General features: G+C 72.4%; 23 protein-coding genes. 10 read left to right on the top strand and 13 right to left on the bottom strand.

Features of this window, described 5'->3' with window-relative positions:
• Nucleotides 1-25: 25 nt before the first annotated feature.
• Complete coding sequence (locus ACSIH6_RS24785) at nucleotides 26-1,891, bottom strand: PASTA domain-containing protein (RefSeq protein WP_435110708.1); 1,866 nt, start codon at nucleotides 1,889-1,891, stop codon at nucleotides 26-28.
• A 121-nt stretch (nucleotides 1,892-2,012) separates the two neighbouring features.
• Here ACSIH6_RS24785 and ACSIH6_RS24780 point away from each other — a divergent pair, with 121 nt between their 5' ends.
• Both ACSIH6_RS24780 and ACSIH6_RS24775 read left to right on the top strand, forming a co-directional pair.
• A complete protein-coding gene (locus ACSIH6_RS24780; RefSeq protein WP_435110707.1) occupies nucleotides 2,013-2,987 on the top strand; it encodes an ADP-ribosylglycohydrolase family protein in 975 nt (324 codons plus the stop codon).
• Nucleotides 2,988-3,115: 128 nt separating this feature from the next.
• Nucleotides 3,116-3,634, top strand: coding sequence for a YbaK/EbsC family protein (locus tag ACSIH6_RS24775; RefSeq protein ID WP_435110706.1), 519 nt, complete (start codon nucleotides 3,116-3,118; stop codon nucleotides 3,632-3,634).
• Between the two features lie 236 nt (nucleotides 3,635-3,870).
• Here the strand turns inward: ACSIH6_RS24775 and ACSIH6_RS24770 are convergent, their stop codons facing one another.
• Together ACSIH6_RS24770 and ACSIH6_RS24765 are read right to left on the bottom strand one after the other, a co-directional pair.
• Nucleotides 3,871-4,968, bottom strand: coding sequence for a CU044_5270 family protein (locus ACSIH6_RS24770; protein WP_435110705.1), 1,098 nt, complete (start codon nucleotides 4,966-4,968; stop codon nucleotides 3,871-3,873).
• Complete coding sequence (locus ACSIH6_RS24765; RefSeq protein WP_435110704.1) at nucleotides 4,965-5,564, bottom strand: RNA polymerase sigma factor; 600 nt, start codon at nucleotides 5,562-5,564, stop codon at nucleotides 4,965-4,967. Before ACSIH6_RS24765 ends, ACSIH6_RS24770 begins: the two co-directional genes overlap by 4 nt.
• Nucleotides 5,565-5,847: 283 nt before the next feature.
• Here ACSIH6_RS24765 and paaZ point away from each other — a divergent pair, with 283 nt between their 5' ends.
• Nucleotides 5,848-7,884, top strand: a complete 2,037-nt coding sequence (paaZ, locus tag ACSIH6_RS24760) for a phenylacetic acid degradation bifunctional protein PaaZ (RefSeq protein ID WP_435110703.1) — start codon at nucleotides 5,848-5,850, stop codon at nucleotides 7,882-7,884.
• Between the two features lie 162 nt (nucleotides 7,885-8,046).
• On the opposite strand, the gene ACSIH6_RS24755 is transcribed toward paaZ, so the two are convergent.
• Complete coding sequence (locus ACSIH6_RS24755) at nucleotides 8,047-9,078, bottom strand: Lrp/AsnC family transcriptional regulator (protein WP_435110717.1); 1,032 nt, start codon at nucleotides 9,076-9,078, stop codon at nucleotides 8,047-8,049.
• A 201-nt stretch (nucleotides 9,079-9,279) separates the two neighbouring features.
• Between ACSIH6_RS24755 and ACSIH6_RS24750 the strand changes: the two genes are divergently transcribed.
• Together ACSIH6_RS24750 and ACSIH6_RS24745 are read left to right on the top strand one after the other, a co-directional pair.
• The gene (locus tag ACSIH6_RS24750; RefSeq protein ID WP_435110716.1) at nucleotides 9,280-10,800 is read left to right on the top strand and encodes an AbgT family transporter; all 1,521 of its coding nucleotides are present in this window, start codon (nucleotides 9,280-9,282) and stop codon (nucleotides 10,798-10,800) included.
• A gap of 58 nt (nucleotides 10,801-10,858) precedes the next feature.
• The gene (locus tag ACSIH6_RS24745; RefSeq protein ID WP_435110702.1) at nucleotides 10,859-12,016 is read left to right on the top strand and encodes a M20 family metallopeptidase; all 1,158 of its coding nucleotides are present in this window, start codon (nucleotides 10,859-10,861) and stop codon (nucleotides 12,014-12,016) included.
• A 12-nt stretch (nucleotides 12,017-12,028) separates the two neighbouring features.
• Here ACSIH6_RS24745 and ACSIH6_RS24740 read toward each other — a convergent pair whose 3' ends face one another.
• From ACSIH6_RS24740 to pdhA, 4 genes are all read right to left on the bottom strand, one after another.
• Complete coding sequence (locus tag ACSIH6_RS24740) at nucleotides 12,029-12,388, bottom strand: VOC family protein (protein WP_435110701.1); 360 nt, start codon at nucleotides 12,386-12,388, stop codon at nucleotides 12,029-12,031.
• 106 nt (nucleotides 12,389-12,494) lie between these two features.
• On the bottom strand, nucleotides 12,495-13,952 hold the full coding sequence (locus ACSIH6_RS24735) for a dihydrolipoamide acetyltransferase family protein (RefSeq protein ID WP_435110700.1): 1,458 nt from the start codon (nucleotides 13,950-13,952) through the stop codon (nucleotides 12,495-12,497).
• The gene (locus tag ACSIH6_RS24730; protein WP_435110699.1) at nucleotides 13,949-14,941 is read right to left on the bottom strand and encodes an alpha-ketoacid dehydrogenase subunit beta; all 993 of its coding nucleotides are present in this window, start codon (nucleotides 14,939-14,941) and stop codon (nucleotides 13,949-13,951) included. The genes ACSIH6_RS24735 and ACSIH6_RS24730 overlap by 4 nt, the downstream gene beginning before the upstream one ends.
• A 1-nt stretch (nucleotide 14,942) precedes the next feature.
• Nucleotides 14,943-16,028 carry a pyruvate dehydrogenase (acetyl-transferring) E1 component subunit alpha gene (gene pdhA / locus ACSIH6_RS24725; protein ID WP_435110698.1) on the bottom strand — a complete coding sequence of 362 codons (1,086 nt, stop codon included), beginning with the start codon at nucleotides 16,026-16,028 and terminating at the stop codon, nucleotides 14,943-14,945.
• A 281-nt stretch (nucleotides 16,029-16,309) separates the two neighbouring features.
• Between pdhA and ACSIH6_RS24720 the strand changes: the two genes are divergently transcribed.
• Complete coding sequence (locus tag ACSIH6_RS24720) at nucleotides 16,310-16,807, top strand: phosphoribosyltransferase (RefSeq protein ID WP_435110697.1); 498 nt, start codon at nucleotides 16,310-16,312, stop codon at nucleotides 16,805-16,807.
• Between the two features lie 179 nt (nucleotides 16,808-16,986).
• Here ACSIH6_RS24720 and ACSIH6_RS24715 read toward each other — a convergent pair whose 3' ends face one another.
• Nucleotides 16,987-17,190 (bottom strand): DUF397 domain-containing protein, encoded by a 204-nt coding sequence (locus tag ACSIH6_RS24715; protein WP_435110696.1) that lies wholly within the window; start codon nucleotides 17,188-17,190, stop codon nucleotides 16,987-16,989.
• Between the two features lie 15 nt (nucleotides 17,191-17,205).
• Complete coding sequence (locus ACSIH6_RS24710) at nucleotides 17,206-18,063, bottom strand: helix-turn-helix domain-containing protein (RefSeq protein ID WP_435110695.1); 858 nt, start codon at nucleotides 18,061-18,063, stop codon at nucleotides 17,206-17,208.
• A 240-nt stretch (nucleotides 18,064-18,303) separates the two neighbouring features.
• Here ACSIH6_RS24710 and ACSIH6_RS24705 point away from each other — a divergent pair, with 240 nt between their 5' ends.
• The 4 genes from ACSIH6_RS24705 to ACSIH6_RS24690 all read left to right on the top strand — a co-directional run bounded on the left by ACSIH6_RS24705 (nucleotide 18,304) and on the right by ACSIH6_RS24690 (nucleotide 19,564).
• On the top strand, nucleotides 18,304-18,681 hold the full coding sequence (locus ACSIH6_RS24705; protein ID WP_435110694.1) for a hypothetical protein: 378 nt from the start codon (nucleotides 18,304-18,306) through the stop codon (nucleotides 18,679-18,681).
• Nucleotides 18,682-18,763: 82 nt separating this feature from the next.
• The gene (locus ACSIH6_RS24700; protein WP_435110693.1) at nucleotides 18,764-19,009 is read left to right on the top strand and encodes a hypothetical protein; all 246 of its coding nucleotides are present in this window, start codon (nucleotides 18,764-18,766) and stop codon (nucleotides 19,007-19,009) included.
• On the top strand, nucleotides 19,006-19,242 hold the full coding sequence (locus tag ACSIH6_RS24695) for a hypothetical protein (protein ID WP_435110692.1): 237 nt from the start codon (nucleotides 19,006-19,008) through the stop codon (nucleotides 19,240-19,242). The genes ACSIH6_RS24700 and ACSIH6_RS24695 overlap by 4 nt, the downstream gene beginning before the upstream one ends.
• Before the next feature lie 70 nt (nucleotides 19,243-19,312).
• The gene (locus tag ACSIH6_RS24690) at nucleotides 19,313-19,564 is read left to right on the top strand and encodes a helix-turn-helix domain-containing protein (RefSeq protein WP_435110691.1); all 252 of its coding nucleotides are present in this window, start codon (nucleotides 19,313-19,315) and stop codon (nucleotides 19,562-19,564) included.
• Between the two features lie 55 nt (nucleotides 19,565-19,619).
• Here the strand turns inward: ACSIH6_RS24690 and nrfD are convergent, their stop codons facing one another.
• Genes nrfD through fdh form a run of 3 tightly spaced genes read right to left on the bottom strand, consistent with a single transcriptional unit; the run spans nucleotide 19,620 to nucleotide 24,861 of the window.
• Nucleotides 19,620-20,720 carry an NrfD/PsrC family molybdoenzyme membrane anchor subunit gene (nrfD, locus tag ACSIH6_RS24685; RefSeq protein ID WP_435110690.1) on the bottom strand — a complete coding sequence of 367 codons (1,101 nt, stop codon included), beginning with the start codon at nucleotides 20,718-20,720 and terminating at the stop codon, nucleotides 19,620-19,622.
• Nucleotides 20,720-21,610: a 4Fe-4S dicluster domain-containing protein gene (locus tag ACSIH6_RS24680; RefSeq protein ID WP_435110689.1), complete on the bottom strand. Its 891-nt coding sequence runs from the start codon at nucleotides 21,608-21,610 to the stop codon at nucleotides 20,720-20,722. The genes nrfD and ACSIH6_RS24680 overlap by 1 nt, the downstream gene beginning before the upstream one ends.
• Nucleotides 21,607-24,861, bottom strand: coding sequence for a formate dehydrogenase (gene fdh / locus ACSIH6_RS24675; protein ID WP_435110688.1), 3,255 nt, complete (start codon nucleotides 24,859-24,861; stop codon nucleotides 21,607-21,609). The genes ACSIH6_RS24680 and fdh overlap by 4 nt, the downstream gene beginning before the upstream one ends.
• Nucleotides 24,862-25,132: the final 271 nt, after the last annotated feature.

Here is a 25,132-nt window from a genome sequence, read left to right as displayed (position 1 = left end):
ACGCGGCGCTATGCCTCAGTGCGCCTCAGCAGGAGCCCTTGTCCTCCCACACACCCCACTGGTCACTGCTCGGCGGGTAGCCCTGGATCCACCAGCGCGCCTCGTACTCACGGCCCTGGTGCTGAACCCGGTCACCGGTGTCGTACACGGTGCCCTCGTCCCACTGCGGTGCGTCGCAGGAGCCGCCGCCGTCCCCGCGTCCACCGTCGTCGTCCTCGTCCCGGCCGCCCCAGTCGCCCCAGCCGTCCTGGTCACCCCGGCCGTCCCCGTCGCCCCGGTCACCCCGGACGTCGTCCTCCTCGGAGGTGGAGGCCTCCTCCTCGGATTCCTCCTCCTCTTCCTCCTCCGGCTCCGGGCCGAGGGAGACGGTGAGGGCGACGGCGCCCTCCTCCGGCAGGATCGTGCCGGGTTCGGGGTCCTGCCCGCTGACCTCGCCGACGGGCGCGGTGTCGTGGTGCTCCTCGGTGACCTGCACGACCAGGCCGAGTCCGGCCAGGGCGGTCGCGGCCTCCTCCTGGCCCATACCGATCAGCGTGGGGACGATGACGCCCTCGCTCACGCTGAGCACGACCGGCTCCTCACGGTCGCCCTCCTCGCCCACCGCGGGCTCGGTGGCCAGGACTGTGCCGGGGGGCTGGTCGGGGGAGTGCTCCTGAACGATCTCGATACCGGTGAACCCGGCCTGGCGCAGGGTCTCGCGCGCCTCGTTCTCGGTGCCGCCGACCACGTCGGGGACCTCGGAGTACCGCGGCCCGGTGGAGACGTGCAGCAGGACCTCGGCGCCCCGCGCCACGTCGCTGCCGGGCGCGGGCGTGCTGTCGGCGACCGCCCCGGCGCCGACGGTGTCGCTGTAGGCCTCCTCGAAGCGCACGGTCAGGTCCATGGCGAGCCCGGCCAGCCGTTCCTCGGCCTGCTCGCTGGAGGCGCCCACGAGGTCGGGCAGCGCGACTCGGTCGTCCGGGACCAGCGCCCATCCGGCGGCGAACAGGACCAGGACCAGCACGCCCGCGGTGACCAGGACGGGGGTGCGCCGCCACAGCGGGACCGGCGCGGCGCGTTCCTCCCTGCGCTCCGGCGGGGCGTCGGTGATGACGGGGATGGGCCGGGTGTCGACGTCGGCGGGGTCCGCCGGGGACCCGGGGAGCGACCGCAGCACCTGTTCGACCACGGTGAGGTACTGGCCCGCGTCGCGGGGGCGGTAGCGCGGGTTGGGGTCGGTGGCGTTGGCGACCAGCATGTCCAGGTCGGGCGGCAGGCCGGGGATGACGGCCGAGGGCCGCAGCGGGTGGGCCTCCGGGTCCGCGGGCACGCCGGTCATCAGCGTGTACAGGAGTCGCCCGACGGCGTGCACGTCGGTACGGGTCTCGGGGCCGGCGTCCTCCTCGGCGTCGAAGAGCAGGGGGAAACCGGTGACCCGCACCCCTCCCTCACCGTCCACCACGATCGTGTGGGGGTCGAGCGCGCCGTGCACGACGCCCGCGCCGTGGGCGGCGTCGAGCGCGGTGAGCGTTCCGGCCACGATGGCCAGCGCCGCCCGTACCGGGTAGCGCAGCCCTCCGCCGCCCTCGCCCAGCGCCTCCGCGAGGGTCTGTCCCGGCAGGTACTCGCCGACCGCGTACACGTGCTCGCCGTCGCGGCCGTGCCCGAGGATCCGGGCGATCCCCGGGTGGGACAGGCCCTCCAGGGTCTGGGCGCGGTCCACGAACGCGTGCACCGCGCCGTGGTCGCCCACCAGCCAGGGGTGCAGGACGGTGACCGTGACGGTCTGGTCACCGCCGAGGTCGTGCGCGACGTGGACGGTTCCCGAGGCACCGCTGCGCAGCCGCTTCCCGAGGATGTAGCGCTCGTGCAGCGTGATGCCGAAGAGGGGATCGGGAGTGGGGGTCTCCATGGGACGGATTCTATGTCCCCGCACCATCCCGCACCCCACGCTCCCGAGCCGGATGCGGACACGCGCCGGACAGTAGGGTCGACTCGCAGCACCCCTGGTACCGAAACGTTGTGAGGCCACTGTGAACCTCCCCTCCCCCGGAACCCGCGAGGACCGCGCGGCGGGCGTCCTACTCGGCGCCGCGTGCGGCGACGCCCTGGGCGTGCCCTACGAGTTCGGGCCGCCGCTCGCGCGGGACCGGATCCCCGAGATGGTCGGCGGCGGGCTGGGTCCCTACGCCCCGGGCGAGTACTCCGACGACACCCAGATGGCCGTGTGCATCGCCGAGGCCCTGTGCGAGCACGGCGACCCGCTGTCGGCGGAGGCACTGCGGCACACCGCGGACGCCTTCCTGCGGTGGAGGGACGAGGGCGCCACCGACATCGGCAACCAGACGGCGTGGGTGATGGGCCGCGCCGGGCACGCGTACCGGCGGCCGGAGGTGGCCGAGGTGATGGAGCGGGCGGCGGCGGACCGCTTCGCCGAGGGGGTGTCGAGCGCGGGCAACGGGTCGCTCATGCGCACGGGGCCGCTGGCCCTGGCCTACCCCGACGACCCGAGGGGCCTGGCCGCGGCCGCCGACCGCTACAGCCGCCTCACCCACGGCGACCCGCTGGCCTCCGAGGCCTGCGTGCTGTGGTGCGAGGGGGTCCGGCACGCGGTCGCGCACGGCGACCTGGCGGGCGTGCGCGCGGGTCTGGAGCTGCTGCCGCCCGAGCGGCGCGGAGCATGGGCGGCGTGGCTGGCCGAGGCAGAGGAACGTCCGCCGCACGCCTTCGACAACAACGGGTTCGTGGTCGCCGCCCTCCAGGCGGCGTGGTCGGCCGTGGTGCGCGAGCCGGGCGGGTTCGCCCCCGCGCTGATGGCCGCCGTGCGTGCGGGCAACGACACCGACACCGTGGCCGCGATCGCCGGAGCGCTGCTCGGCGCCCGTTGGGGCGCGAGCGCGATCCCGGGGGAGTACCTGGAGGCGGTGCACGGGTGGCCCGGCTACCGGGCCGGGGACCTGGCCGAACTGGCGCTGCGGATCGCCGGGCGCCACCGAGACGGCCGTTAGGGCAGGCTCGGCGAGCGCACACCCTGCCGCGTGACGGGCAGCATGCACCGAACACGCCCTAGCCTGGCGGTGTCCCCTTGTCGGAGGACCTCCTCCGAACGACCTTCACGACGACATCGAGGTGTGCCATGTCCGGTGGACTGAACTGGGTACGTGCGGACGAGCACCCGGAGCTGCTGGCCGACCCGGTCCTGGCCGCGGTGCGCGGCCGCGGGGACGCGCGGGTGGCGCCGATCGACCCGGAGCTCGCGGACACGGCGCAGTTCTGCGAACGGTACGGGATGCCCCTGGAGACCAGCGCGAACTGCGTGGTGGTCGCGGCCAGGCGCGGCGGCGAGGTGTCCTACGCGGCGTGCATGGTGCTGGCCACCCAGCGCGCCGACGTCAACGGGATCGTCCGCCGCCGTCTCGGCGCCCGCAAGATCTCGTTCGCGCCGATGGACGACGCCACCGGGCTGACCGGGATGGAGTACGGCGGCATCACCCCGCTCGGCCTGCCGGAGGGGTGGCCGGTCCTGGTGGACGAGGCGGTCGCCGCCGAGGCCGAGGTCGTGGTGGGCAGCGGGGTGCGCCGCTCCAAGCTGCTGGTGCCCGGCAAGCTGCTCGCCGACCTGCCTGGCGCCGAGGTTCTGGCGCTCACCAGGTAGGGGCGGCCGGGCGCGGTCGCCCGGCCGCGTGTCGACACGTCCATTTGCGGACTCGTCGCCATGTCAGCCCGAATGTCGACAAAGCGATGTGTGGTTTCGGCGCGCTCCGCCCCGGTTTGCGGCTGACTCCGGGACGGTTCACGGCTGGCTCCGGGTCGGTACCGGCCGCACCGCGTCCGGTACCGACCCCGTCGTCAGGGGGCGAACCCACAGGTCAGTGGGGTGACCCCGGGGGGTCAGGGGGTGTCCCCCACCTCCGCCACCCAGGCGGACTCCACCAGCACGGTGTAGTTGTTCACCCTCGGCAGCCCCTCCTCCCCGGGTGACTCCACGGCGACCGTCTCGTGGTAGAGCGGCACGCCCGTGCCGGCGTCGAACATGATCCTGCGCTCCAGGACGTGACCGTCCCCCGCGTCCTCCTCGACCAGGAACAGCTCGCCCTCGCGCCCCTCCCTGTCCCGGGCAGTGCCCGCGTACAGCACGTCCTCCTGTCCGGCGAGCGCGCGCAGCGCGGCGGCCTGCACCTCGGGGGAGACGGGGGCCTCCTCGTACACCAGCTGGAGGGCGTACACGAGCCCGACCCCGGGGGAGGGGTCCCGCGTGGCTCCGGAGGCCTGGCCGCCGACCGCCAGGAGCTGCTCCGCGAGCTGGTCCGGGTCGGTGGACAGGCTGCCGGGCTCCAAGGTGAAGAACATGCCGTTCCCGCCCTCGCCGCCGCCCCACTCGGACTCCTCGGGCCCTTGTTCGAAGAGCCACCGGAGCGGGCCGGGGTCGCCGCCCTCGTGCTCTGGGAGGCTCGGTGTGGAGACGCTGCGCCCGGACTCGTGCGGGGTGCGCCAGACCTGCTCGTTCGTCGGGGCGATCCCCCAGCCCGCCTCGCCGGTGTCGGCGTTCTGGGAGTAGGTGAACGTCCACTCCGCGGTGCGCACGTAGGCGACGTCGCCGCCGGCGGGCGGCGGGGGCTGCCCCTCGGCGGCCTCGGCCAGGGCGAGGAGGCGCTCACGGCCCGCGGACAGGTCGGTGGCCAGGGGAACCTCCAGCGGGGTGGGGGGCGGACCGGCGTACGCGGGCTGGACGGCGTTCCAGCCCAGGGACCCGAGCACGGCCACGGCGGTGAACGCGGCGGCGGCACCCAGCGCCAGGCGCGGGGCGAAGCGCCGGGGGGTCAGGCCGCGGACCCGGTGGCGGTCGCCCGAGGCGACCGCCTCGATCCGGGCGAGGTTACGGGCCGCGGGGTCGGGGCGGGCGGAGGCCGCGGGGTCGTGCGCGGCGAGCATCCTCCGCACGGCGTCGGTGTCGCCGCGCGAGCCACGGCTGGCGGGGTTACGGTTCACTTCTCCTCCACGGGAACTCGGACGTGCGGGGTGCCCGGCGTCGCCGGACGTGCTGGGGACGCGTCCCGGTCCGCCGGGGACGAGGAGTCCAGGAAGCGCTCGATCCGGCGGCGGGCCCGGTGCAGGCGCACGCGCGCGGTGGCCGTGGTGCAGCCCAGGACCCGGGCCGCCTCGGTCAGCTCCAGGCCCTCCCAGGCCAGGAGCATCACCAGTTCGCGGTCGGTGGCGCTGAGCCGGTCCAGGGCGCGCAGCGCGGTGTCGCGCTCCTCCACCTGGCGGACGGTGTCGGCCGTTCCGGGGACACCGGCGTCGGCCTCGGCGCTGAGCACCTCGCCGCGACGCCGTTCACTGCGCAGCCGGGTCCGGATGACGTTGCGCGCCACCCCGTAGAGCCAGGGCAGGGGCTGGTCCTTGGGCAGGCGGTCGTACCTGCGCCAGGCGACGCCGAAGGTCTCGGCCGCGACGTCGTCCGCGCAGTCCGCGCCCAGGCGGCGCACGGCGTAGCGGTACACGTCGCCGTGGTACCGCTCGAAGAACCGGGTGAACTCGCTCTTCGCGGGTTCCTCCGTGTCCGTGTCCGTGTCCTCACTGCTCATCGGCTTCCTTCCGTGCGGTCTCACCCCACTTCTGTCTGGTGGGGCCTCCGTGTTACAGCGTCGGCCCCGGTTTCCGCGCGCGGGAACTGCGGTTCTCGCGCGGACGCGCCAGGGGACGTGCCGATCCCCACCCGAACCTGTGGACCCGACCTGTGGACCCGACCTGTGGACAAGCAGGAAAAGAGCAGGTGGGAAGCGGCGCGGCTTTCCTGGGGCTATTTACTGACCGATCGGTCTGTAATACTGTTCGTCAGAGAGCACAGCCCGAGGAGAGGACCGTCCGGTGCCCGAAACACTCCAGAGCTACGCGCGGGGAGCATGGTTCACCCCCGCGGACGAGGGCGCGCCCCTGGCCGACGCGAACACCGGGGAGACCGTCGCCCGGATCTCGTCCAACGGCCCCGACGTCGCGGGGATGGTCGACCACGCGCGGACCGTCGGCGGCCCGGCGCTACGCGCGCTCACCTTCCACCAGCGCGCGAACATCCTCAAGGAGGTCGCCAAGTACCTGACGGAGTACAAGGAGGAGTTCTACGCCCTCTCCCACCGGACCGGAGCGACCAGGCGGGACACCGCCGTGGACGTGGACGGCGGTTTCGGCACGCTCTTCAGCTTCTCCAGCAAGGGCCGCCGCGAGCTGCCCAACTCCACCGTCATCCTGGACGGGCCCCTGGAGCCGCTCGGCAGGCAGGGCACGTTCGTGGGCCAGCACGTGTACACGTCCCGCCCGGGCGTGGCCGTGCAGATCAACGCCTTCAACTTCCCGGTGTGGGGCATGCTGGAGAAGCTCGCTCCCGCCTTCCTCGCGGGGATGCCCAGCATCGTCAAACCCGCCGGGCAGACCGCCTACCTCACCGTCGCGGTCGTGCGGCGCATGGTCGAGTCGGGCCTGCTGCCCGAGGGCTCCCTCCAACTCCTCGTCGGCAGCCACCGGGGCCTGCTCGACGCCCTGGGCCCGCAGGACGTCGTGGGCTTCACCGGCTCCGCCGCCACCGGCGCCATCCTGCGCAACCACCCCAACGTGGTCAGCGGCGGCGTGCAGCTCAACGTGGAGGCCGACTCCCTCAACTGCTCGATCCTCGGCCCGGACGTGACCGAGGAGGACCCCGAGTTCGACCTGTACGTCAAGCAGGTCGTCACCGAGATGACGGTCAAGGCCGGGCAGAAGTGCACCGCCATCCGCCGCGTCATCGTGCCCGGGGCGATGGCGGAGGCCGTCACCAGGGCCCTGACCGACCGCCTGGCCAAGGTGGTGGTCGGCGCGGCCGACGACCCGGACACGCGGATGGGCGCCCTGGTCTCGCTCGACCAGCGCGAAGAGGTCCGCAAGGCGGTCAAGGCCCTGCGCGCCACCAGCGCGGTCGTCTACGGCGACCCGGAGAGCGTGGAGGTCAACGGGGCCGACGACGAGTCGGGCGCGTTCATGTCCCCGGTCCTGCTGCGCGCCGAACCCGGCGCCCGGGAGCCGCACGAGGTGGAGGCCTTCGGCCCCGTCAGCACCGTGATCGCCTACGACGGCGTCGCCGAGGCCGTCGAGCTCGCCGCCCGGGGCAGCGGCAGCCTGGTGGGCTCGCTCGTCACCCGCGACCCGGACGTGGCGCGCGAGGTCGTCCTCGGGCTGGCGCCCTGGCACGGGCGCATCCTGGTGCTCAACCGCGACGACGCCAAGGAGTCCACCGGCCACGGCTCCCCGCTGCCCGTGCTGGTGCACGGCGGGCCCGGCCGCGCGGGCGGCGGCGAGGAGATGGGCGGCGTGCGCGGGGTCAAGCACCACATGCAGCGCACCGCCGTGCAGGCCCCGCCGGACATGGTCACCGCGATCACCGGCCACTGGACCACCGGCTCCGAGCGGACCGTGGGCGACGTGCACCCGTTCCGCAAGGACCTGTCGCGGCTGCGGATCGGCGACACGATCCGGTCGGCGGAGCGCACCGTCACCCGGGCCGACATCGACCACTTCGCCGAGTTCACCGGTGACACGTTCTACGCGCACACCGACGAGGAGGCCGCCGCCGCCAACCCGCTGTTCGGCGGGATCGTGGCACATGGCTACCTGGTGGTGTCGCTGGCGGCGGGCCTGTTCGTGGACCCGGCACCGGGCCCGGTGCTCGCCAACTTCGGCGTGGACAACCTGCGCTTCCTCACCCCGGTGAAGGAGGACGCCACGATCCGGGTGACGCTGACCGCCAAGCAGATCACCCCGCGCACGAACGCCGACTACGGCGAGGTGCGCTGGGACGCCCTGGTCACCGACCAGGACGGCGAGGCCGTGGCCACCTACGACGTGCTCACGCTGGTGGCCAAGGGCGGGGAGGAGTAGGTACGTCGCCACACAGGCGAACGGACGCATCCGTAAGAAGGAACATCGTCAAACAGGCATGTCGGTAAGTAGACACGTCGTCAAGTAGGCACGGCGGCGAACGGACATGTCGACTTCACCGACAGGCGATGCCCCCGACTGTGGCGTGGCCGGGGGAGCCACTCACTCCCCGGCGGGCGGCTCCCCGTCCAGCAGCGCCGACGGGCCAGGCGGCCCGAGCCGCACGCCCTCGCGCGCCGTCCAGTAGCGGCGCAGCACGTCCAGCACCACCGAGACCCGCAGGCCCGTGATGCCCGAGAGGCGCCCCAGGTCCGCGGAGAGGAAGTCGGCGAGTTCGGCCTCGTCGCGGAACACCGCGTGGTGGATCACGGACGAGGTCCCGGCCACCACCGAGACGTAGCGCGCGGAGGGGTGCGCCCCCAGCGCGTCGGCGACGCCGCCGATCTCACGGGGGCTGACCTCCAGGGCCAGCACCGCCTCCACGCCCATGCCCAGCAGGGCGGGCTCCACCTCCACCCGGGGGCGCACCATGCGGCGCTCCAGCACGGACTGGACGAGGCGGTAGGCCGTGGACTGGCTGACCCCGAGCGCGCGGGCGACCTCTCCCGAACCGGCACGCGCGTCGCGGTGCAGCATCCGCACCACGAGCGCCTCCTGCACGCTCAGCGGGCTGCGGGGCTCCTCCGCCGCCTCGTTCTCCCCCGCGTCGGTGTAGGGGTCCAGTGCCCGGGTCCGCGCGGGGTCGAGCCGGTCCAACCGCCAGGAGTCGGCCCGGCTCACCGCCCGTAGGACCAGGTCGGACCGCGTGGCCGCCACTCCCTCCACCGAGGGGATCCCGTGGGCGAGCAGGTCCGCCGCCCGGTCGCGGCGGAAGGGGTGGACGACGCAGTAGACGTCGGACCCGCCGCTGGTCACGGCCGCGAACTGCGTCTCCGGCCGCTCCGCCAGGCGGCGGGCCACCCGCCGCGAGCTGCCGGGGGCGGTGGTGATCCACACGTGGTGCGGATGGGCGTCGGAGAGCAGCGGCCAGTCCACCTGGCCGACCACGCGCACGGAGCGCTCGGACTGGAGGCGCTGGAGCCGCCGCCCCACGGTGCTCGCCGAACTCCCCACGGCCTCGGCCAGAGCGCTGACCGGCGACCTGGGCGCCAGCTGGAGGGCGGCGACCAGGTCCATGTCGAGTTCGTCCAGCACCGCGTCCGCTTCCGAGAAGACCACAGTCACCACACATGCCGTCTCTGATGAATGATTCCACCACTTTATCGCTGGTGGTTGACATATCCATCCACCGCACATGCAATGTACTGGTCAACGCAGCACGGGAGGGGCGCCAGCCCGCCCGGACGTCAGGGAGCACGGGTGACCACGACCGATTCCACACGCCCCAGGCTGCCGATGCGGCTGCTCCTGGGCTCCCTCCAGGTGATCGAACGGGTGGGCAACAAGCTGCCCCACCCGTTCTGGCTGTTCACGATCATGGCCGGGATCGTCATCGCGCTCAGCGCCCTGCTCAACGCGCTGGGCGTCTTCGCCGTCTCTCCGGTGGACGGCGAGCGCATCGCGGTCCGCAGCCTGCTCTCACCCGAGGGCGTGCAGACCATCGTCGGCGACGCGATCGACAACTTCGCGACCTTCCCACCACTGGCGATCATCATCGTCGTCATGCTCGGGGTCTCGGTCGCCGAGCGCAGCGGCCTGCTCAACGCGATGCTGCGCGGCAGCGTCACCAGGGTCCCGGCCCGGTGGCTGACCTTCGCCGTCGCGCTGACCGGCGTCACCGGCAGCGTCGCCTCCGACGCCGCCTACGTCGTGCTCATCCCGCTGGGCGCCCTGCTCTTCAAGGCCGCGGGCCGCAGTCCCGTCCTCGGCCTGGTCGTGGCCTTCGGCTCCGTCTCCGCCGGGTACAACGCGTCCCTGCTCATCACGCCCACCGACGCGCTCCTGTCCGCCCTGAGCACCGAGGCCGCCGCGATCATCGACCCCGGCTACACGGTCACGGCGCTGGACAACTACTTCTTCGGTGCCGTCTCCGCCGTCGTGCTCGCCGCCCTGATCACCCTCGTCACCGAGTTCCTGCTGAGCAGGCGCTCCGAGGGCCTGACCGAGGACGGCGACGGCGAGGGGGACCGGGAGGCGCGGGAGCTGGGCTCCATGACCCTCTCCGACACCGAGCTCCGGGGGCTGCGCAACGCCGGGCTCACCGTGCTGGCGGCCGTGGCGGTCCTCGCGGCGGCGCTCGTGCCCCCGGCCTCGCCCCTGCGCGGGGAGGACGGGACGGTCCTCGGCTCGCCGATCATCACCGGTGTCGCCTACGTGCTGGGCGTCCTGTTCCTGCTCGCCGGAATCGTGTACGGGCGCGCCACGGGCACCGTGGCCTCCGCGCGGGACGTCCCCGAGGCGATGACCGCGGGGGTGCGCGACCTGGCGCCGGTGGTCGTGCTGTTCTTCGCCGCCTCGCAGTTCCTCGCCTACTTCCGCTGGACCGGGATCGGCGAGATCGTGGCGATCCGCGGCGCCGCGCTGCTGGACTCGGCCGGGGTCCACCCCGTACTGCTCTTCCTCGGCATGATCGTGTTCGCCGCCGCGCTGAACCTGCTCATCACCAGCGGTTCCGCGCAGTGGACCCTGATCGCGCCGGTCTTCGTGCCCATGTTCATGCTCCTGGACGTGCCTCCCGAGACGACCCAGGCCGTCTACCGCATCGCCGACTCCAGCACCAACGTCATCAGCCCGATGAGCCCGTACTTCGTCATGGCGCTGGGCTTCCTCCAGCGCTACCGCCGGGACGCGGGCATCGGCACGCTGATCTCCCTCACGCTGCCGCTGTGCCTCACCGTCCTGATCGGCTGGACCCTGCTGTTCCTGGGCTGGTGGGCGCTCGGCATCCCGCTGGGACCGGGTGTTCCGGTGCGCTGACCGCGCCTTTCCCGCCGCGAGCGGGATCCCCTGCCCACCGCAACGAAGAGAGTGACACATGAGCCAGACGGTGACCGCGAGGCTGGCGGACGCGGCCGAGCGCGCCCTGCCCAGCATGATCGACGACCTGCGCGCCCTCGTGGAGCTGGAGACCCCCAGCGGCGACCGGGACCTGCTGTCCGCCGGGCTGGACGGCATCGAGGAGTGGCTGGTCCGGCGGCTGGGCGCTCCCGAGACCCGGGTCCGCTACGACGGCGGTTCCTTCGGCGACGTGCTGGAGGTGTCCTATCCCGGAACCGGGGCGGGGACCGTGCTCTTCGTCAGCCACTACGACACCGTCTGGCCCGCCGGAACCCTGGCCGGGTGGCCGGTCACGGTCGACGGCGACCGGTTCAGCGGCCCCGGCTGCTTCGACATGAAGGCCGGGATCGTGCAGAGCGCCTGGGCGCTGCGGCTCCTGCGCGAGCTGGACCTGCCCCGGCCCGCCGTGCGGATGCTGCTCACCGGGGACGAGGAGATCGGCAGCCCCGCGTCGCGCCCGCACATCGAGCGGGCCAGCGAGGGCGTGGACCTGACCCTGGTCCTCGAGCCCAGCCGGGAGGGCATGCCCAAGACCCGGCGCAAGGGCATGGGGATCTTCGACGTGGACGTGCGCGGCGTGGAGTCCCACGCGGGCCTGGACCCCGCCGCGGGGGCGAGCGCCGTGCACGCCCTGGCCCAGGTCGTGCCCGCGCTCACCGCCCTGTCCGCACCGGAGCTGGGCACCACGGTGAACGTGGGCCGGGTCTCCGGGGGGACCGGGTACAACGTCGTCGCCGGACACGCCCGCTGCGGGGTGGACGTGCGGGTGCAGGACCCCGCCGAGATGGCCCGCGTGGACACCGGGCTGGCCGCGCTCGCCGCCGCCGACCCGCGCGTGGCGGTCGAGGTCACGGGCGGGTGGAACCGTCCGCCGATGAACCCCAACCCGCCCTCGGAGGAGGCGTTCGGCCTGCTGCGGGAGGTGGCCGGGGAGCTGGGCGCCTCCCTGGAGGAGGTCTCGGTGGGCGGGGCCAGCGACGCCAACTTCGTCTCCGCGCTGGGCCGCCCGGTGCTCGACGGGCTGGGCGCGGTGGGCGCCGGGCCGCACTCGCGCGACGAGCACGTCCTGGTCGGCGGGACACCGCGCCAGGTCGCCCTGGTGGCGGGCCTGATGGAGCGGATCACGGCGAGGTAGGCACCTCCGCCGTCAACGGGCGGCAGGCTCCACCAGGCAGAACTCGTTGCCCTCGGGGTCGAACAGTACCTGGAAGGATCCCTGCTCATCGGTGACCGGAACGCCCCTCCGGCTGGCTCCCCTGGTCACGACCGCGTCGGTGGCGGCGGCGATGTCGTCCACCCGTACGTCCAGGTGGATGCGGTTGCGCCCGGTCTTCGGCTTGGGATCGGGCTGGAAGGACAACCGGTGGGCGCCCCCCGCGCCTTCCACGTACGCCCATCCGTCGTCCCGCAATACCGACTCACCGCCCAGCACGAAGGCCCAGAAGCGGGCGAGGATGTGCGGTTCGGCGGCGTTGACGACCCACTGGTCGACAGTTCCCACGGTCATGACGCCCGAGCCTAGACCGTGCCGAGCGAACACCGCCCAGTGGACTCCAGAACGGCCGGAGGCGCCCCGGGACAACGAGTCCCCGGGGCGCCCGCTCCGTCCCGGCCTACAGGCGGGCGATGGCCGCGGCCGGGTTCTCCATGGCGTCGGCGACCACGCGCATGAAGCCCGCGGCGGCCCCGCCGTCGCACACGCGGTGGTCGAAGGCGAACGACAGCTGCGTGATCTTGCGGACGGTCAGCTCGCCGTCCACCACCCACGGGCGGTCCATGATCCGGCCGAGGCCGAGGATCGCCGCCTGCGGGTGGTTGATGATGGCGGCGCTGCCGTCCACCCGCAGCGACCCGTAGTTGTTGAGGGTGAAGGTGCCGCCAGCCATCTCGGCCGGGGAGGCCTTGCCCTCCCGGGCGGCGGCGGTGAGCCGCCGGATCTCACCGTCCAGCTCGGTCGTGGTGAGCCGGTGCGCGCCCAGCACGGCCGGGGCGACCAGGCCACGGTCGGTCTGCACCGCCAGGCCCAGGTTGACCCCGTCGTACTGGACCAGCTCCCCGCGCTCGGTGTCCACCCTGCCGTTGAGCTCGGGGTGGGCGCGCAGGCCCGCGACCACGAACCGCGCCACGTAGGACATCAGGCCGGGCCCGGACGGGTCGGACCGCCGGAGGCGGACCAGCTCGGTCGCGTCCACGTCCACCCAGACGGTCGCCTCGGGGATCTCGCTGCGGCTGCGGGACAGCGACGCCGCCACGCTGCGGCGGAACCCGCTCATGGCCACGCGCCGGGACTCGGCCAGTCCCGTGCGGGCGTCCACGGCGCCGGTCGCGACGGGTTCCGGCCCGGCGGCGGGAGCGGCGGGGTCAGCGGCAGGTCCGGTGGGAGCGGCGGCGGGGTCAGCGGCCGGAACCTGCGCGGCCTCGATGGCCTCGCGCACGTCGCGCCGGGTGATGAGTCCGCCAGGGCCGCTTCCGGGAACCTCGGAGATCCGCAGCCCCGCCTCGCGGGCCATCTGCCTCACCAGGGGTGAGGTGACCAGCGGCGGACGCGTGGCGGTGGGAGCGGCGGGGGCCGGTACGGCAGGCCGGGCCGGGCCAGCTGCGGTGGGGACGGCAGGCTGGACCGGTCCCGCGGGCGGGCGCTCACGCGGACGCCGACGGCGCCCTGAAGCCGCGGCCTCCGGCGTTCCGTAGCCGATCAGCACGTTGCCCGAACCCGTTCCGGCGCGCTCCTCCTCGCGGTAGCGCTCCCCCTCCGCCGACACCGGCGCGGCGTCGGACCCGGACGCGGTCGCGGTGGCGGCCCCGGCGGCGGACGCGGCCTCGCTCCCGGAACCGTCGGTCACGCTGATCAGGGGGCGCCCGACCTCCATGACCCGGCCCTCCTCGCCGTGCAGCTCACTGACGGTGCCCGCGAAGGGGGAGGGGACCTCCACGATCGACTTGGCGGTCTCCACCTCCACGATCGGCTGGTCCACGGCCACGGTGTCGCCGACGGACACGAGCCAGCGCACCACCTCGGCCTCGGTGAGTCCCTCGCCCAGGTCGGGGAGGTCGAAGGTCTGCGTCGTCACTGGTCCTCCCACTGAAGGTCGTCGACGGCGTCCAGGATCCGGTCCACGCCCGGGAGCTGGAAACGCTCCAGCTTCGGCGGCGGGAAGGGGATGTCGAAGCCGGTGACGCGGCGCACCGGCGCGGCCAGGGAGTGGAAGCAGCGCTCGGTCACCCGCGCGACGATCTCCGAGGCGACGCTGGCGTACCCGCTGGCCTCGGCGACCACGACGGCGCGCCCGGTGGAGCGAACCGCCTCGCACACGGTGGCGTCGTCGAAGGGGACGAGGGAGCGCACGTCCACCACCTGGAGGCTGCGGCCCTCCTGGGCGGCGGCCTCGGCCGCCTCCAGCGCGGTGGGCACCGAGGGGCCGTAGGCGATGAGGGTGGCGTCGGTGCCGGGGCGGCGCACCACGGCGCGGCCGATGGGCGGCTCGGGCGCGGACAGGTCGACCTCGTCCTTGCCCCAGTAGAGCTTCTTGGGCTCCATGAACACGACCGGGTCGTCGGAGGCGATCGCCTCGCGCAGCAGGAAGTAGGCGTCGGCGGGCGTGGACGGGGTGACCACGGTCAGGCCGGGCGTGTGGGCGTAGTAGGCCTCGGAGGAGTCGCAGTGGTGCTCGACGCCGCCGATCCCGCCCGCGTAGGGGACGCGGATGACCATGGGCAGCCCGACCCGGCCGCGGGTGCGGTTGCGCGTCTTGGCCACGTGGCTGACGATCTGCTCGAAGGCCGGGTAGGCGAACGCGTCGAACTGCATCTCCACCACGGGGCGCATGCCGTTCATCGCCATGCCGACGGCCATGCCCACGATCCCGGACTCGGCGAGCGGGGTGTCGAAGCAGCGGTTCTCCCCGAACTCGGCGGTGAGGCCGTCGGTGATGCGGAAGACGCCGCCGAGAGGGCCGACGTCCTCGCCGAAGACGTACACCGCCGGGTCCTCGGCCATGGCGTCGCGCAGGGCCCGATTGAGGGCCTGGGCCATGGAGAGCTTGGTGGGGTCGGTCGCCATGTCAGTTGCCCTCTCTGCTCAGTTCGTCGGCCAGGAAGGCGGCCTGCTCGTCCAACTGCGGTGTGGGGGTGGCGAACACGTGCGCGAACAGCTCGGCGGGCTCGGGGTCGGTGTCCCTGGCGATGCCCTCGCGCATGGCGGTGGCCACGGCCTCCGCCTCCTCGGCGATCCGCGCCTTGCGAGCCTTGGTGAGGACGCGCTTCCTGGTGAGGTGGGCCTCCATGCGCAGCAGGGGGTCGCGGGCCTTCCAGGGGTCGACCTCCTCCTGGCTGCGGTACCGGGTGGCGTCGTCGGCGTTGGTGTGCGCCTGCATGCGGTAGGTGTGCGCCTCCACCAACTGGGGGCCCTCGCCCGCCCGCGCGGCGGCCACGGCCCGGTCCAGCACGGCGAGCACCGCGGGGGTGTCGTTGCCGTCCACCCGCTCCGCGGCCACGCCGTAGCCGACGCCCTTGTGGGCCAGCGAGGGCGCGGCGGTCTGGCGTGCCAGGGGGACGGAGATGGCGTACTCGTTGTTCTGCACGAAGAACACCACCGGGGCCCGGAACACCGCCGCGAAGTTCAGCGCCTCGTGGAAGTCGCCCTCGCTGGTGGCGCCGTCGCCGCACATCGCCATGACCACGGTGTCCTCACCGCGCAGGCGTGCGGCGTGCGCGACGCCCACCGCGTGCAGGAGCTGGGTGGCCAGCGGTGTGGCCTGCGGGGCCACGCGGTGCGCGTAGGGGTCGTAGCCCGAGTGCCAGTCGCCCTTGAGCAGGGTGAGCACCTCCACCGGGTCCACCCCGCGCGCGACCACCGCCGCGGTGTCGCGGTAGGTCGGGAACAGCCAGTCGCCCTCCGCCAGGGCCAGGGCCGCGCCCGTCTGGCAGGCCTCCTGCCCGTGCGAGGAGGGGTACACGGCCAGGCGGCCCTGCCGCACGAGGGCGCTGGCCTGGTCGTTGACGCGGCGACCGATCACCAGGGAGGTGTACGCGGCGAGCAGCCGTTCCCGGTCCGGGAACGGCAGGGCGGCCCCGTCCACCGGGCTTCCGGTCTCGTCGAGCAACCGGACCGGCTGCTCGGAGGGGAGAAGGTCCCGGTCATCAGCCATGGCGCCAGCCTCCTGTGTCAGGGAGAAGTGTTCAGACACATGGTGCTGTTTATTGCCATCTGTTCGCCACAACCACGCAAAACTCAAGAAAACGTCGAGGATTCAGCTCGGAAAACTGGCCGAACATCCAATCGTGTGACCCAGAACACCATCCGGCGTGGACAAGTGGCCCGCACCACCGCGCTCCGTCTCCGTGCGGGCACGAAGCGACGCGGCGGTGGTTAGCCTGGGGCGGTACCGAGCCGCGCCACACACCACACCACCGGGAAAGAGGGGACCTCGTGAGCGACGAGCGCGAGAACCTGGACTACGGGCTCTTCGGCACCGCGATCCGCGACCTGGCCCACGCGATCGCCGACGACGGGTTCGAGCCCGACATGATCCTCTCCATCGCGCGCGGCGGCCTCTTCGTGGCGGGTGGGCTGGGATACGCGCTGGACGTGAAGAACCTGCACGTGATGAACGTGGAGTTCTACACCGGGGTCGGCACCACGCTCGACATGCCCGTCATGCTCCCCCCGGTGCCCAACGTGGTGGACCTCGGCAGCAAGAGGGTCCTGGTCGCCGACGACGTCGCGGACACCGGCAGGACCCTCAAGCTCGTCCACGACTTCTGCGCCGAGCACGTCGCCGAGGTCCGCAGCGCGGTCATCTACGAGAAGCCGCATTCCCTGGTCAAGTGCGAGTACGTGTGGAGGCACACCGACCGGTGGATCAACTTCCCCTGGTCGGTGGAGCCCCCGGTGGTCAGCCGCCCGGACCAGGTCCGCGACGCCTGACCGGCGGGGGGGGGAGGCGCCACCGAACCGCCGACTTCCGCCGGGTGTTCGGGCCCGGGCCTGTCTGGTTCTGCCCGGAAACGTCCGGACTCTGGCCGGTGGCCGTGGTGGACTGTAGGCTCATTCTGGGAGTTAGACAAGGTCCCCGACGCGTTATCGGCGTCGGGGGCCTTCCCCGTTCACAGACCGCGGTGCTTCACGGAGTCCAGGAACGTGGTCCACTCGGGCCCCGACACCACGAAATGCCCGAGATGAGGGTTCTGGGAGTCGCGGACAACGGCGTCACCGCCTGGCACGTCGGCGACCTCCACACAGTTCTGCGGAGTGCTGTAGCTGCTCTTACGGAAGGTGAGCCGCTCTGCGGAAACAGGGGCCAGACGCATGGGATTCACTTCTTTCTAGGGAGCGAGACCGCGCAACAGCTCCACGGAATCATGGGCGCCCAACGCGATGGACTGGGCCTGCTCGAAGAGGCGCCGGTACCGGTCGACCTCCTCGTCTCTTTCGAGGTAGAGGCCGTCAGTGTCCGTCTCCAGGAACACGAACGGAGCCACGTCGGGGTCGTCGTACTCAAGGATGACGAACGGCCCGACAAGGCCTGACCGGAACGACGAACTCGTGGGCATCACCTGCAGGGTGACGCCGTTGGAGAGGTCATCCGACACCGCGATCAGATGCTCGATCTGTTCACGCATCATCTTCGGATCCGCCGACATCCGGCGGATCGCGTTCTCATCGATGATCATCCACAGCTCAGGAGCACCCTGGCTGAAGAGGATCTCTTGCCTCTGGCGGCGTGCGGCCACCACGCGTTCGATGTCGGCCTTGACACGGGGCACAGAGGCGGACTGCATGTGGAGGCGCGTGTAGCCCTCGGTCTGGGCCAAGCCCGGGATGACGATCGGTTCGTAGGTGGATATGCGGGAGGCTTCCTCCTCCAGCGCGGCGTACTCACCGGTGAGAACATCTCCGAAACCGCTCCACCTGTTCTTCTGCCGTGACTGGCGCACCAGGGCGAGGATCGCCTCGCCCTCAGGGCTGTCAACCGACACTCCGTAAACACGGAGGAGCGCGCTGACATCGGTCACCGAGGGACGGGCAGTCCTGCCGGTCTCGAAGTTGGACACCTTCGCAGTCGACCACTCGACCCGGTCCGCGACCTGCTCCAGGGTCTTCTCCTGCTCACGACGAAGACGCCGGAGCACACCTGAAAGCTGCCTCCTGCTGATCGTGGGACCTGCCGTACGACCTGCCACGTTGTCCTCCTCGCCAGACGCGCCGATCCTATCGCCGCCCATCACCGAGCGCCCCAGCCTTCGCTTATCGGACTTAAATGATTAGGAGTCGATTTTCGGACACGTACTTGAGAATCGAAATTTTACTTTCGATGATAGAGGTGATTCTAACTCCCGGCCGGACCTCCCATCCGGCACCCGACCTCAGGAGGTCGCCCCGTGCGATACCTGGCAACCCGTCTCATGTACCTCTAGTCCCTGGTGATCCCGCCGCCCCACGGGCGGCACGCGCGCGCCGCCCGTCCGCTCACGCGCCCCCGCACCTCCCAGCCCCCGGCCGCGTACCGGTCGCGGCGCACGTCCGCACCCCCGGCCGGGGAGACCTCCACCGACCCGGCGCACCCGCCGCTGCCGCCGCGCCCCGACCGCCACCTGGTCCGCCCCTACTACCGGGCGTGGGAGCAGGAGCGGTCCGAGAAGCGGGACGACCGTACCCGCGCCGGATCCGGTGTCCTCCAGACCACCTCCCAGCGGCCCTCCGGGGGCCGACCGCACGCCGACCTGCCCGGACTGACCGACCTGTCCGATCTGGCCGACGCGGTCCGCCGGTGGCAGGTCTTCACGGGGGTGAGGGCGTGAACTCCTCCCGACGCCACCGCATCCGCGGGTGCCGCCCGCTCCTCGCGGTCCCGGCGTCCGCGTCCGCACCGGAGGCGTCGCGATGACAGCCACGACCGCCGTCACGATCACCGACCTGACGGCCGCCGACATCCGCGTGGTCCACGAGGCCGCCGGGGCCGGACCGATCCACTCCCTGGTGATCGCCGCCTGCCACGTCGACCTCACCCCCGGGTGGATGCGCCCGTACCAGCGGGCCGAACGCATCGCGGCTCTGGAGCACCTGGCCCGCACCGCCCTTCGGGCCGCCGCCGAACTGCGCGGGGCCGAGGAGGCGCGGCAGCGATGAGAACCGTGCTCGAACTCCACGAGGTACCGACCATGACCGGTCTGCGCGTGTGGGCACGCGCCCACGGCGCGCGGGTGAGGTACCTGGGATCGACCTGGGAGCGCCAGGAGGTGTACGGCGCGCGGAAGGGCGCCCAGATGCGCGTCTGCCGTACCGGGTGGGACGTGTACCGACAGCACCCCGTCGTATGGCGTTCGCCCCTCGAACACCTGCCCACCGAACCTGCCGAGTGACCACGACAGCGGCCGTGTGCGGGGCACCCCGTTCCCCGCACACGGCCCCACACCCCCGAAAGGCCCCTCAGTGACCGAGTACCAGCCACTGCCCGACGAGGTCGGATCCCTGCTCACCCCGCGCGAGGTGGCGGCCCTGTTCAGGGTGCATGTCAGAACCGTCAATAGGTGGGCCGACCACGGTCGCCTCCGCGTACACCTCACCCCGGGCGGCGCCCGCCGCTACCGCGCCGACCAGGTCCGCGGGCTGATCACCGAGCAGGCGACCGCACCGACCGCACCGACCGCACCGACCGCACCGACCGCACCGACCACCGCATAACCGCCCCGTGCGGCCGTCCTCCCCCGCCCGAGCCGCGGGGGAGGACGGCCGCCACTCACTCCTCCGCGGACCGGGCCCGGGGGACGGCGGCCGCGTCGGCGCCCTTGCGTTCCGCCTCCCGCTCGGCCAGCCTGCGGCGCTGCGGCACCACCGTGTACTTGGGGTCGGCCACGGACTGCTTGCCCGCGTGGAAGACGCCCAGCCGGGTGCACGCGGAACCGGCCAGCAGGGCGGCGCCGCTCACCGCGGACGCCACCCGGCTGCGGCGGCCCAACACCGCACCGGCCGCACCGGCCAGGGTGAGCGCCTTGGCGGCGCGGACGAACCCGCCCGCCGTGCCCCGGCGGTAGGGCTCGCCGGACAGTCCCATCCGGCGCTCCATCGCCTCGAAGAGCACCGTCTCGGCCAGGGCCCCGCCCACGGCGGCGCGGCGCGCGGGGCCGCTCTGCGCCAGGGGCGCGGTGACCAGGCCCATCCCGCCCGCGGCCGAGGCCGCGGAGGAGGCGAACACGAACGGCATGTACCGGTAGCCGTCGTGCCAGGAAGGCACCGCGGTGTCGCACACCAGCGGCGCCGTGTAGGTGGCCACCAGCGGCCCCACCGCACCGGCGCCCAGGGTGGCCGCCCGGCCGATCCGCGGGAACCACCCGGTGGCGGAGGTCACCGCGGCGACCCCGGCGAGGGGGCCGTAGGCCATGAGGATCCAGGACCCGACGCTCATCGGCGAGGTCGGCTTGACCACCCGCAGCATGTTGAGGAAGCGCTCGGGGCGCCCCAGGTCGTGGATGAGCGCGGCCGTCGAACCGGAGATCGCGCCCAGGGCGGCGTACTTGAGGGGGCGGGCCAGCGCCGGGCGGCCGGTCACCTCGGCACCGGCGGCGAGCACCGACGAGGCCCCGGCGAGTCCGCCCAGGAACAGGTAGCCGCCGATGTCGGAGGCCTTCCACACGATCTGGTTGAGGACCGGTCTGCCGTAGTAGGAGCGGAACTCGGCGTCGGGCACCCGCGTGGGCTCGCCGCGCCCCTTCCTCCTGCGGCGCCCCTCACCGTGTTCGCGGCGCTGCTCCTCCCCTACGACGTCGGCGGCCCCCGTGACGGCCTCCCGTCCGGGGCGCTGCCCGCGCATGCCCTCCTTGGTCACGTCCGACGAGCTCATCAGCGCCTCCCCACGAACGTCGCGGCCGCCCCGACCACCAGCGCCGCCGCCGCGACACCGGCGTGCCGCCACATCGACGGCAGGTCCCGGGTGGTCACCACCGGGTCCGGCGGCAACCCGTAGACCTCGGGCTCGTCCAGCAGCAGGAAGAACGCGCCCGCGCCGTCCACCCCGTTCTCGGGATCCTCGCCGTACAGGCGGGCGGAGGACACCCCGGCCTCGTGCAGGTCGGCCACCCGCGCCTCCGCGCGCGCACGCAGTTCGTCGAGGTTGCCGAACTGGATCGAGTCGGTGGGGCAGGCCTTGGCGCAGGCGGGTTCCAGGCCGTCGCCGAGCCGGTCGTAGCACAGGGTGCACTTCCAGACCCGACCGTCCTCCTCCCGCTTGTCGATGACACCGTAGGGGCAGGCCGGAACGCAGTACCCGCAGCCGTTGCAGATGTCCTCCTGCACCACCACCGTGCCGAACTCGGTACGGAACAGGGAGCCGGTCGGGCACACGTCCAGGCAGGCGGCGCTGGTGCAGTGCTTGCACACGTCCGAGGACATCAGCCAGCGGAACTCACCGCGCTCGTCGGCGCCCGTGGCGGCGCCGGGCAGCTCGAAGGAGGGCATGCCCAGGTCGACGGCCCCGGGGCGTCCCACGCCCGGGTCCTGGTGGCCGAGGGGCTCGCGCTGCTCGACGAAGGCCACGTGACGCCACGTGTCCGCGCTCAGCCCGCCGCTGTTGTCGAACGACATGGACGTGAAGTCCAGGCCGTCCTCGGGGACCATGTTCCACTCCTTGCAGGCGACCTCGCAGGCCTTGCAACCGATACACACGCTCGTGTCGGTGAAGAAGCCGACCCTCTCGTGCCTGCCGTCCCCGTTGTTCTCCGCGGACACGCTCACACCTCCAGTCCCGTCTCTTCCGTGATTCCGGCCCGTTCCCGGTACTCGCGCACCAGGTCGAGGCGTTCAGCCCCCCGGGGCCTGCGCCCCGGCCGGATGTCGGCCGTGATCGCCTTGACCTCCTGGATGTGCACGTTGGGGTCGAGCGCGATGGGCATCAGCTCGTTGACCGCGTCCCCGGTCGAGTACCCGTTGGGCCCCCAGTGGTAGGGCATTCCGATCTGGTGGACCACCCGTCCCTGCACCCTCAGCGGCGCCATCCGGTCGGTGACCATGACCCGGGCCTCGATGGCGTTGCGCGCGGTGACGACGGTGGCCCAGCCGCCGTGTTCCAGCCCGCGCTCCTCGGCCAGCTCGGGGCCGACCTCGCAGAAGAACTCGGGCTGGAGCTCGGCCAGGTAGGGCGTCCACCTGCTCATCCCGCCCGCGGTGAAGTGCTCGGTGAGCCGGTAGGTCGTCACCACGTACGGGAAGACGTCGGCCCCGGGCGTGCCGGGGGCGGGGTGGTACCGGTTGTACTCGTGCGGGTACAGCAGGCGCGTCGGATTGCGCTGGTGCCCGTACAGCGGGTTCTCGAACGGGGTGTCCTGCGGCTCGTAGTGCGTGGGCATCGGCCCGTCGGTGAGCCCGGCGGGCGCGTACAGCCACCCCCGCCCGTCGGCCTGCATGATGAAGGCGTCCGTCCCCGACAGGGCCTCGACCCCCTCGGCGCCCTCGGGCGGGCGGTAGTCGGGCGCCTTGCGGTTCTCGAAGTCGGGTGTGTCGTGCCCGACCCAGCTGCCTTTGTCCGCGTCCCACCACACGAGGCTCTTGCGGGGGCTCCAGGGCTGGCCCTCCGCGTCGGCGGACGCGCGGTTGTAGAGGACGCGCCGGTTGTCCGGCCAGGCCCAGGCCCACTCGCCGGCGATCCAGTCCTGCTCGGTGTGGGGTTTCCTGCGCGCCGCCTGGTTCACCCCGTCCTTGAAGACGCCGCAGTAGATCCAGCAGCCGCAGGAGGTCGACCCGTCGTCGCGCAGCTCGGTGTAGACGGTGAGCGGACGGCCCTCGGCGTCGTGGCCGTTGATCTCGCGCAGGACCGCGGCGGCGTCGGGCTCGCCGTCCTCCTCCAGGGGGTAGTCCCAGGTGAGGTCGAGGACGGGGCGGTCCTTGGGGTCGTCGGAGTCGGCGAGGATCCCGCGGATGGTCCGGCCCAGGTGGTACATGAACCACAGGTCGCTGCGCTGGTCCCCGCTCGGGCTCACGGCCCGGTCGTGCCACTGGAGCAGCCGGTTGGTGTTGGTGAAGGTGCCCGACTTCTCGGTGTGCGCCGCGGCCGGGAAGAAGAACACCTCGGTGCCGATGTCCTCGGTCCGCATCTCCCCGGACTCGATCTCCGGCCCGTCCTTCCACCAGGTGGCGCTCTCGATCAGAGAGAAGTCGCGCACGACCAGCCAGTCCAGCTCGGCCATGCCCATGCGCTGGGCCCGGCTGTTGGCTGACCCCACGGCGGGGTTCTCACCCATGAGGAAGTAGCCCTTGCAGTCCCCGGCGATCTGGGCCATCACGGTGTCGTAGTGGCTGTGGGACCCGGTGAGCCGGGGGAGGTGGTCGAAGCAGTAGTCGTTGTCGGCCGTCGCGTGCTCGCCCCACCAGGCCTTGAGCAGGCTGACCATGTAGGACTCCATGTTCGCCCAGAAGCCCTTGTGCGGCTGGCCGACCGCACGGACGTAGGTCTCCAGGGACTGCTCCTCGTGGGCGTGCGGCATCGGCAGGTAGCCCGGCAGCAGGTCGAACAGGGTCGGCACGTCGCTGGAGCCCTGGATGCTGGCGTGCCCGCGCAGGGCCTGGATGCCGCCGCCGGGGCGGCCGATGTTGCCCAGCAGAAGTTGGAGGATGGAGGCGGCCCGGATGTACTGGGAGCCGACGGTGTGCTGGGTCCAGCCCACGGCGTAGCAGAAGGCGCTGGTGCGGTCGGGGCCCGAGTTGCTGGTGAGGTGGTCGCACACTCGCTGGAAGGTCTCCTTGGGGATGCCGCACACCTCCTCGACCGTCTCGGGCGTGTAGCGCGCGTAGTGGCGTTTGAGGATCTGGAACACGCAGCGGGGGTGGGTGAGCGTCGGGTCTTCGGAGGAGGGGTTCCTGATCACCGCGCCGCCCGACCCCTGCTGTTCGGGACGTCCGGAGCGGCTGGTGCCCTCGCCCCCGGCCCGCTCCGCCTCACTCAGCTGGTCGCGGTCACCCGCCGCCGCGGCGACCTCGCCTCCCTCATAGCTCCAGGTGGTGACGTCGTAGCTCTTGTCCTCCTCCGAGAAGCCGGAGAACAGGCCGTCCAGGTCCTCGGTGTCCTGGAACTCCTCGCCGACGATCGTGGCGGCGTTGGTGAAGGTGCGGACGTAGTCGAGGAAGTACTTCTCCTCGGTGAGGACGTGGTTGATGATCGCGCCGAGGAAGGCGATGTCGGTGCCCGCGCGGATGGGCACGTGCATGTCGGCGAGCGCGCTGGTGCGGCTGAATCGGGGGTCGACGTGGATGACCACCGCGCCGCGTGCCTTGGCCTCCATGACCCACTGGAAGCCGACCGGGTGGGCCTCGGCGAAGTTGGAGCCCTCGATGACGATGCAGTCGGAGTTCTGGAGGTCCTGGAGGAACATGGTCGCCCCGCCGCGGCCGAAGGACGTCCCGAGCCCGGCGACCGTGGAGCTGTGGCACACGCGGGCCTGGTTCTCCACCTGGACGACGCCGAGCGAGGTCAGAAGCTTCTTGATGAGGTAGTTCTCCTCGTTGTCCAGCGTGGCGCCGCCGAGGCTGGCGATCCCCAGCGTCCGGTTCACCCGGCGCCCCTCGTGCTCCCGCTCCCAGGTCCGCTCGCGTGTGCGGACCACGCGGTGGGCGACCATCCGCATGGCGGTGTCGAGGTCGAGTTCCTCCCAGTCGGTACCGTACGGGCGCCGGTACAGGACCTTCTCCTCGCGGCCGGAACCGGTGGTGAGCTGGAGGCTGGCCGACCCCTTGGGGCACAGCCGCCCGCGGCTGATCGGCGAGTCCGGATCGCCCTCGATCTGGACGACCTTCTCGTCCTTGACGTAGACGTTCTGTCCGCACCCCACCGCGCAGTAGGGACAGACCGACTTCACGACCCGGTCGGCCTCCTCGGTGCGCGCCCTGAGGTTCTCCGACCGGCGGGACTTCGCGGCGGCACCGCGCCCCGTCGGGTCGTCCCCGGTGAACTGCCGGTACACCGGCCACGACTCGATCCACGTGCGTACGCCCATGCTCGCCTCCGCCCCGGGCCCGGGGCCCGTCGATGGTCTCCAGGTCTCCCGCTACCCACGGACGCGAGGGGCATGGGTCCGAATCTCCACCGTGTGCCGGACGGGCGTCCGCGCGGGCGAGGACACGCCGCCCGTGGCGGTTCCATGGGGTTTCCGTGACGCGGTCCGGGCTGCGGTGTTTCACGTGAAACACCGGCGTCGGAGAGGGGCGAAACCCCCTTTCCGGACTTCCCCGGCGGGGGGGGAGGGTCCCGGTACTCCCTCCAGTTGG

The organism is Nocardiopsis synnemataformans, assembly GCF_965343085.1.
Classification (GTDB): Bacteria; Actinomycetota; Actinomycetes; order Streptosporangiales; family Streptosporangiaceae; genus Nocardiopsis; species Nocardiopsis alborubida.
The sequence above is the reverse complement of the archived record's forward strand: the minus strand, read 5'-3'. Positions and strand labels throughout refer to the sequence as shown.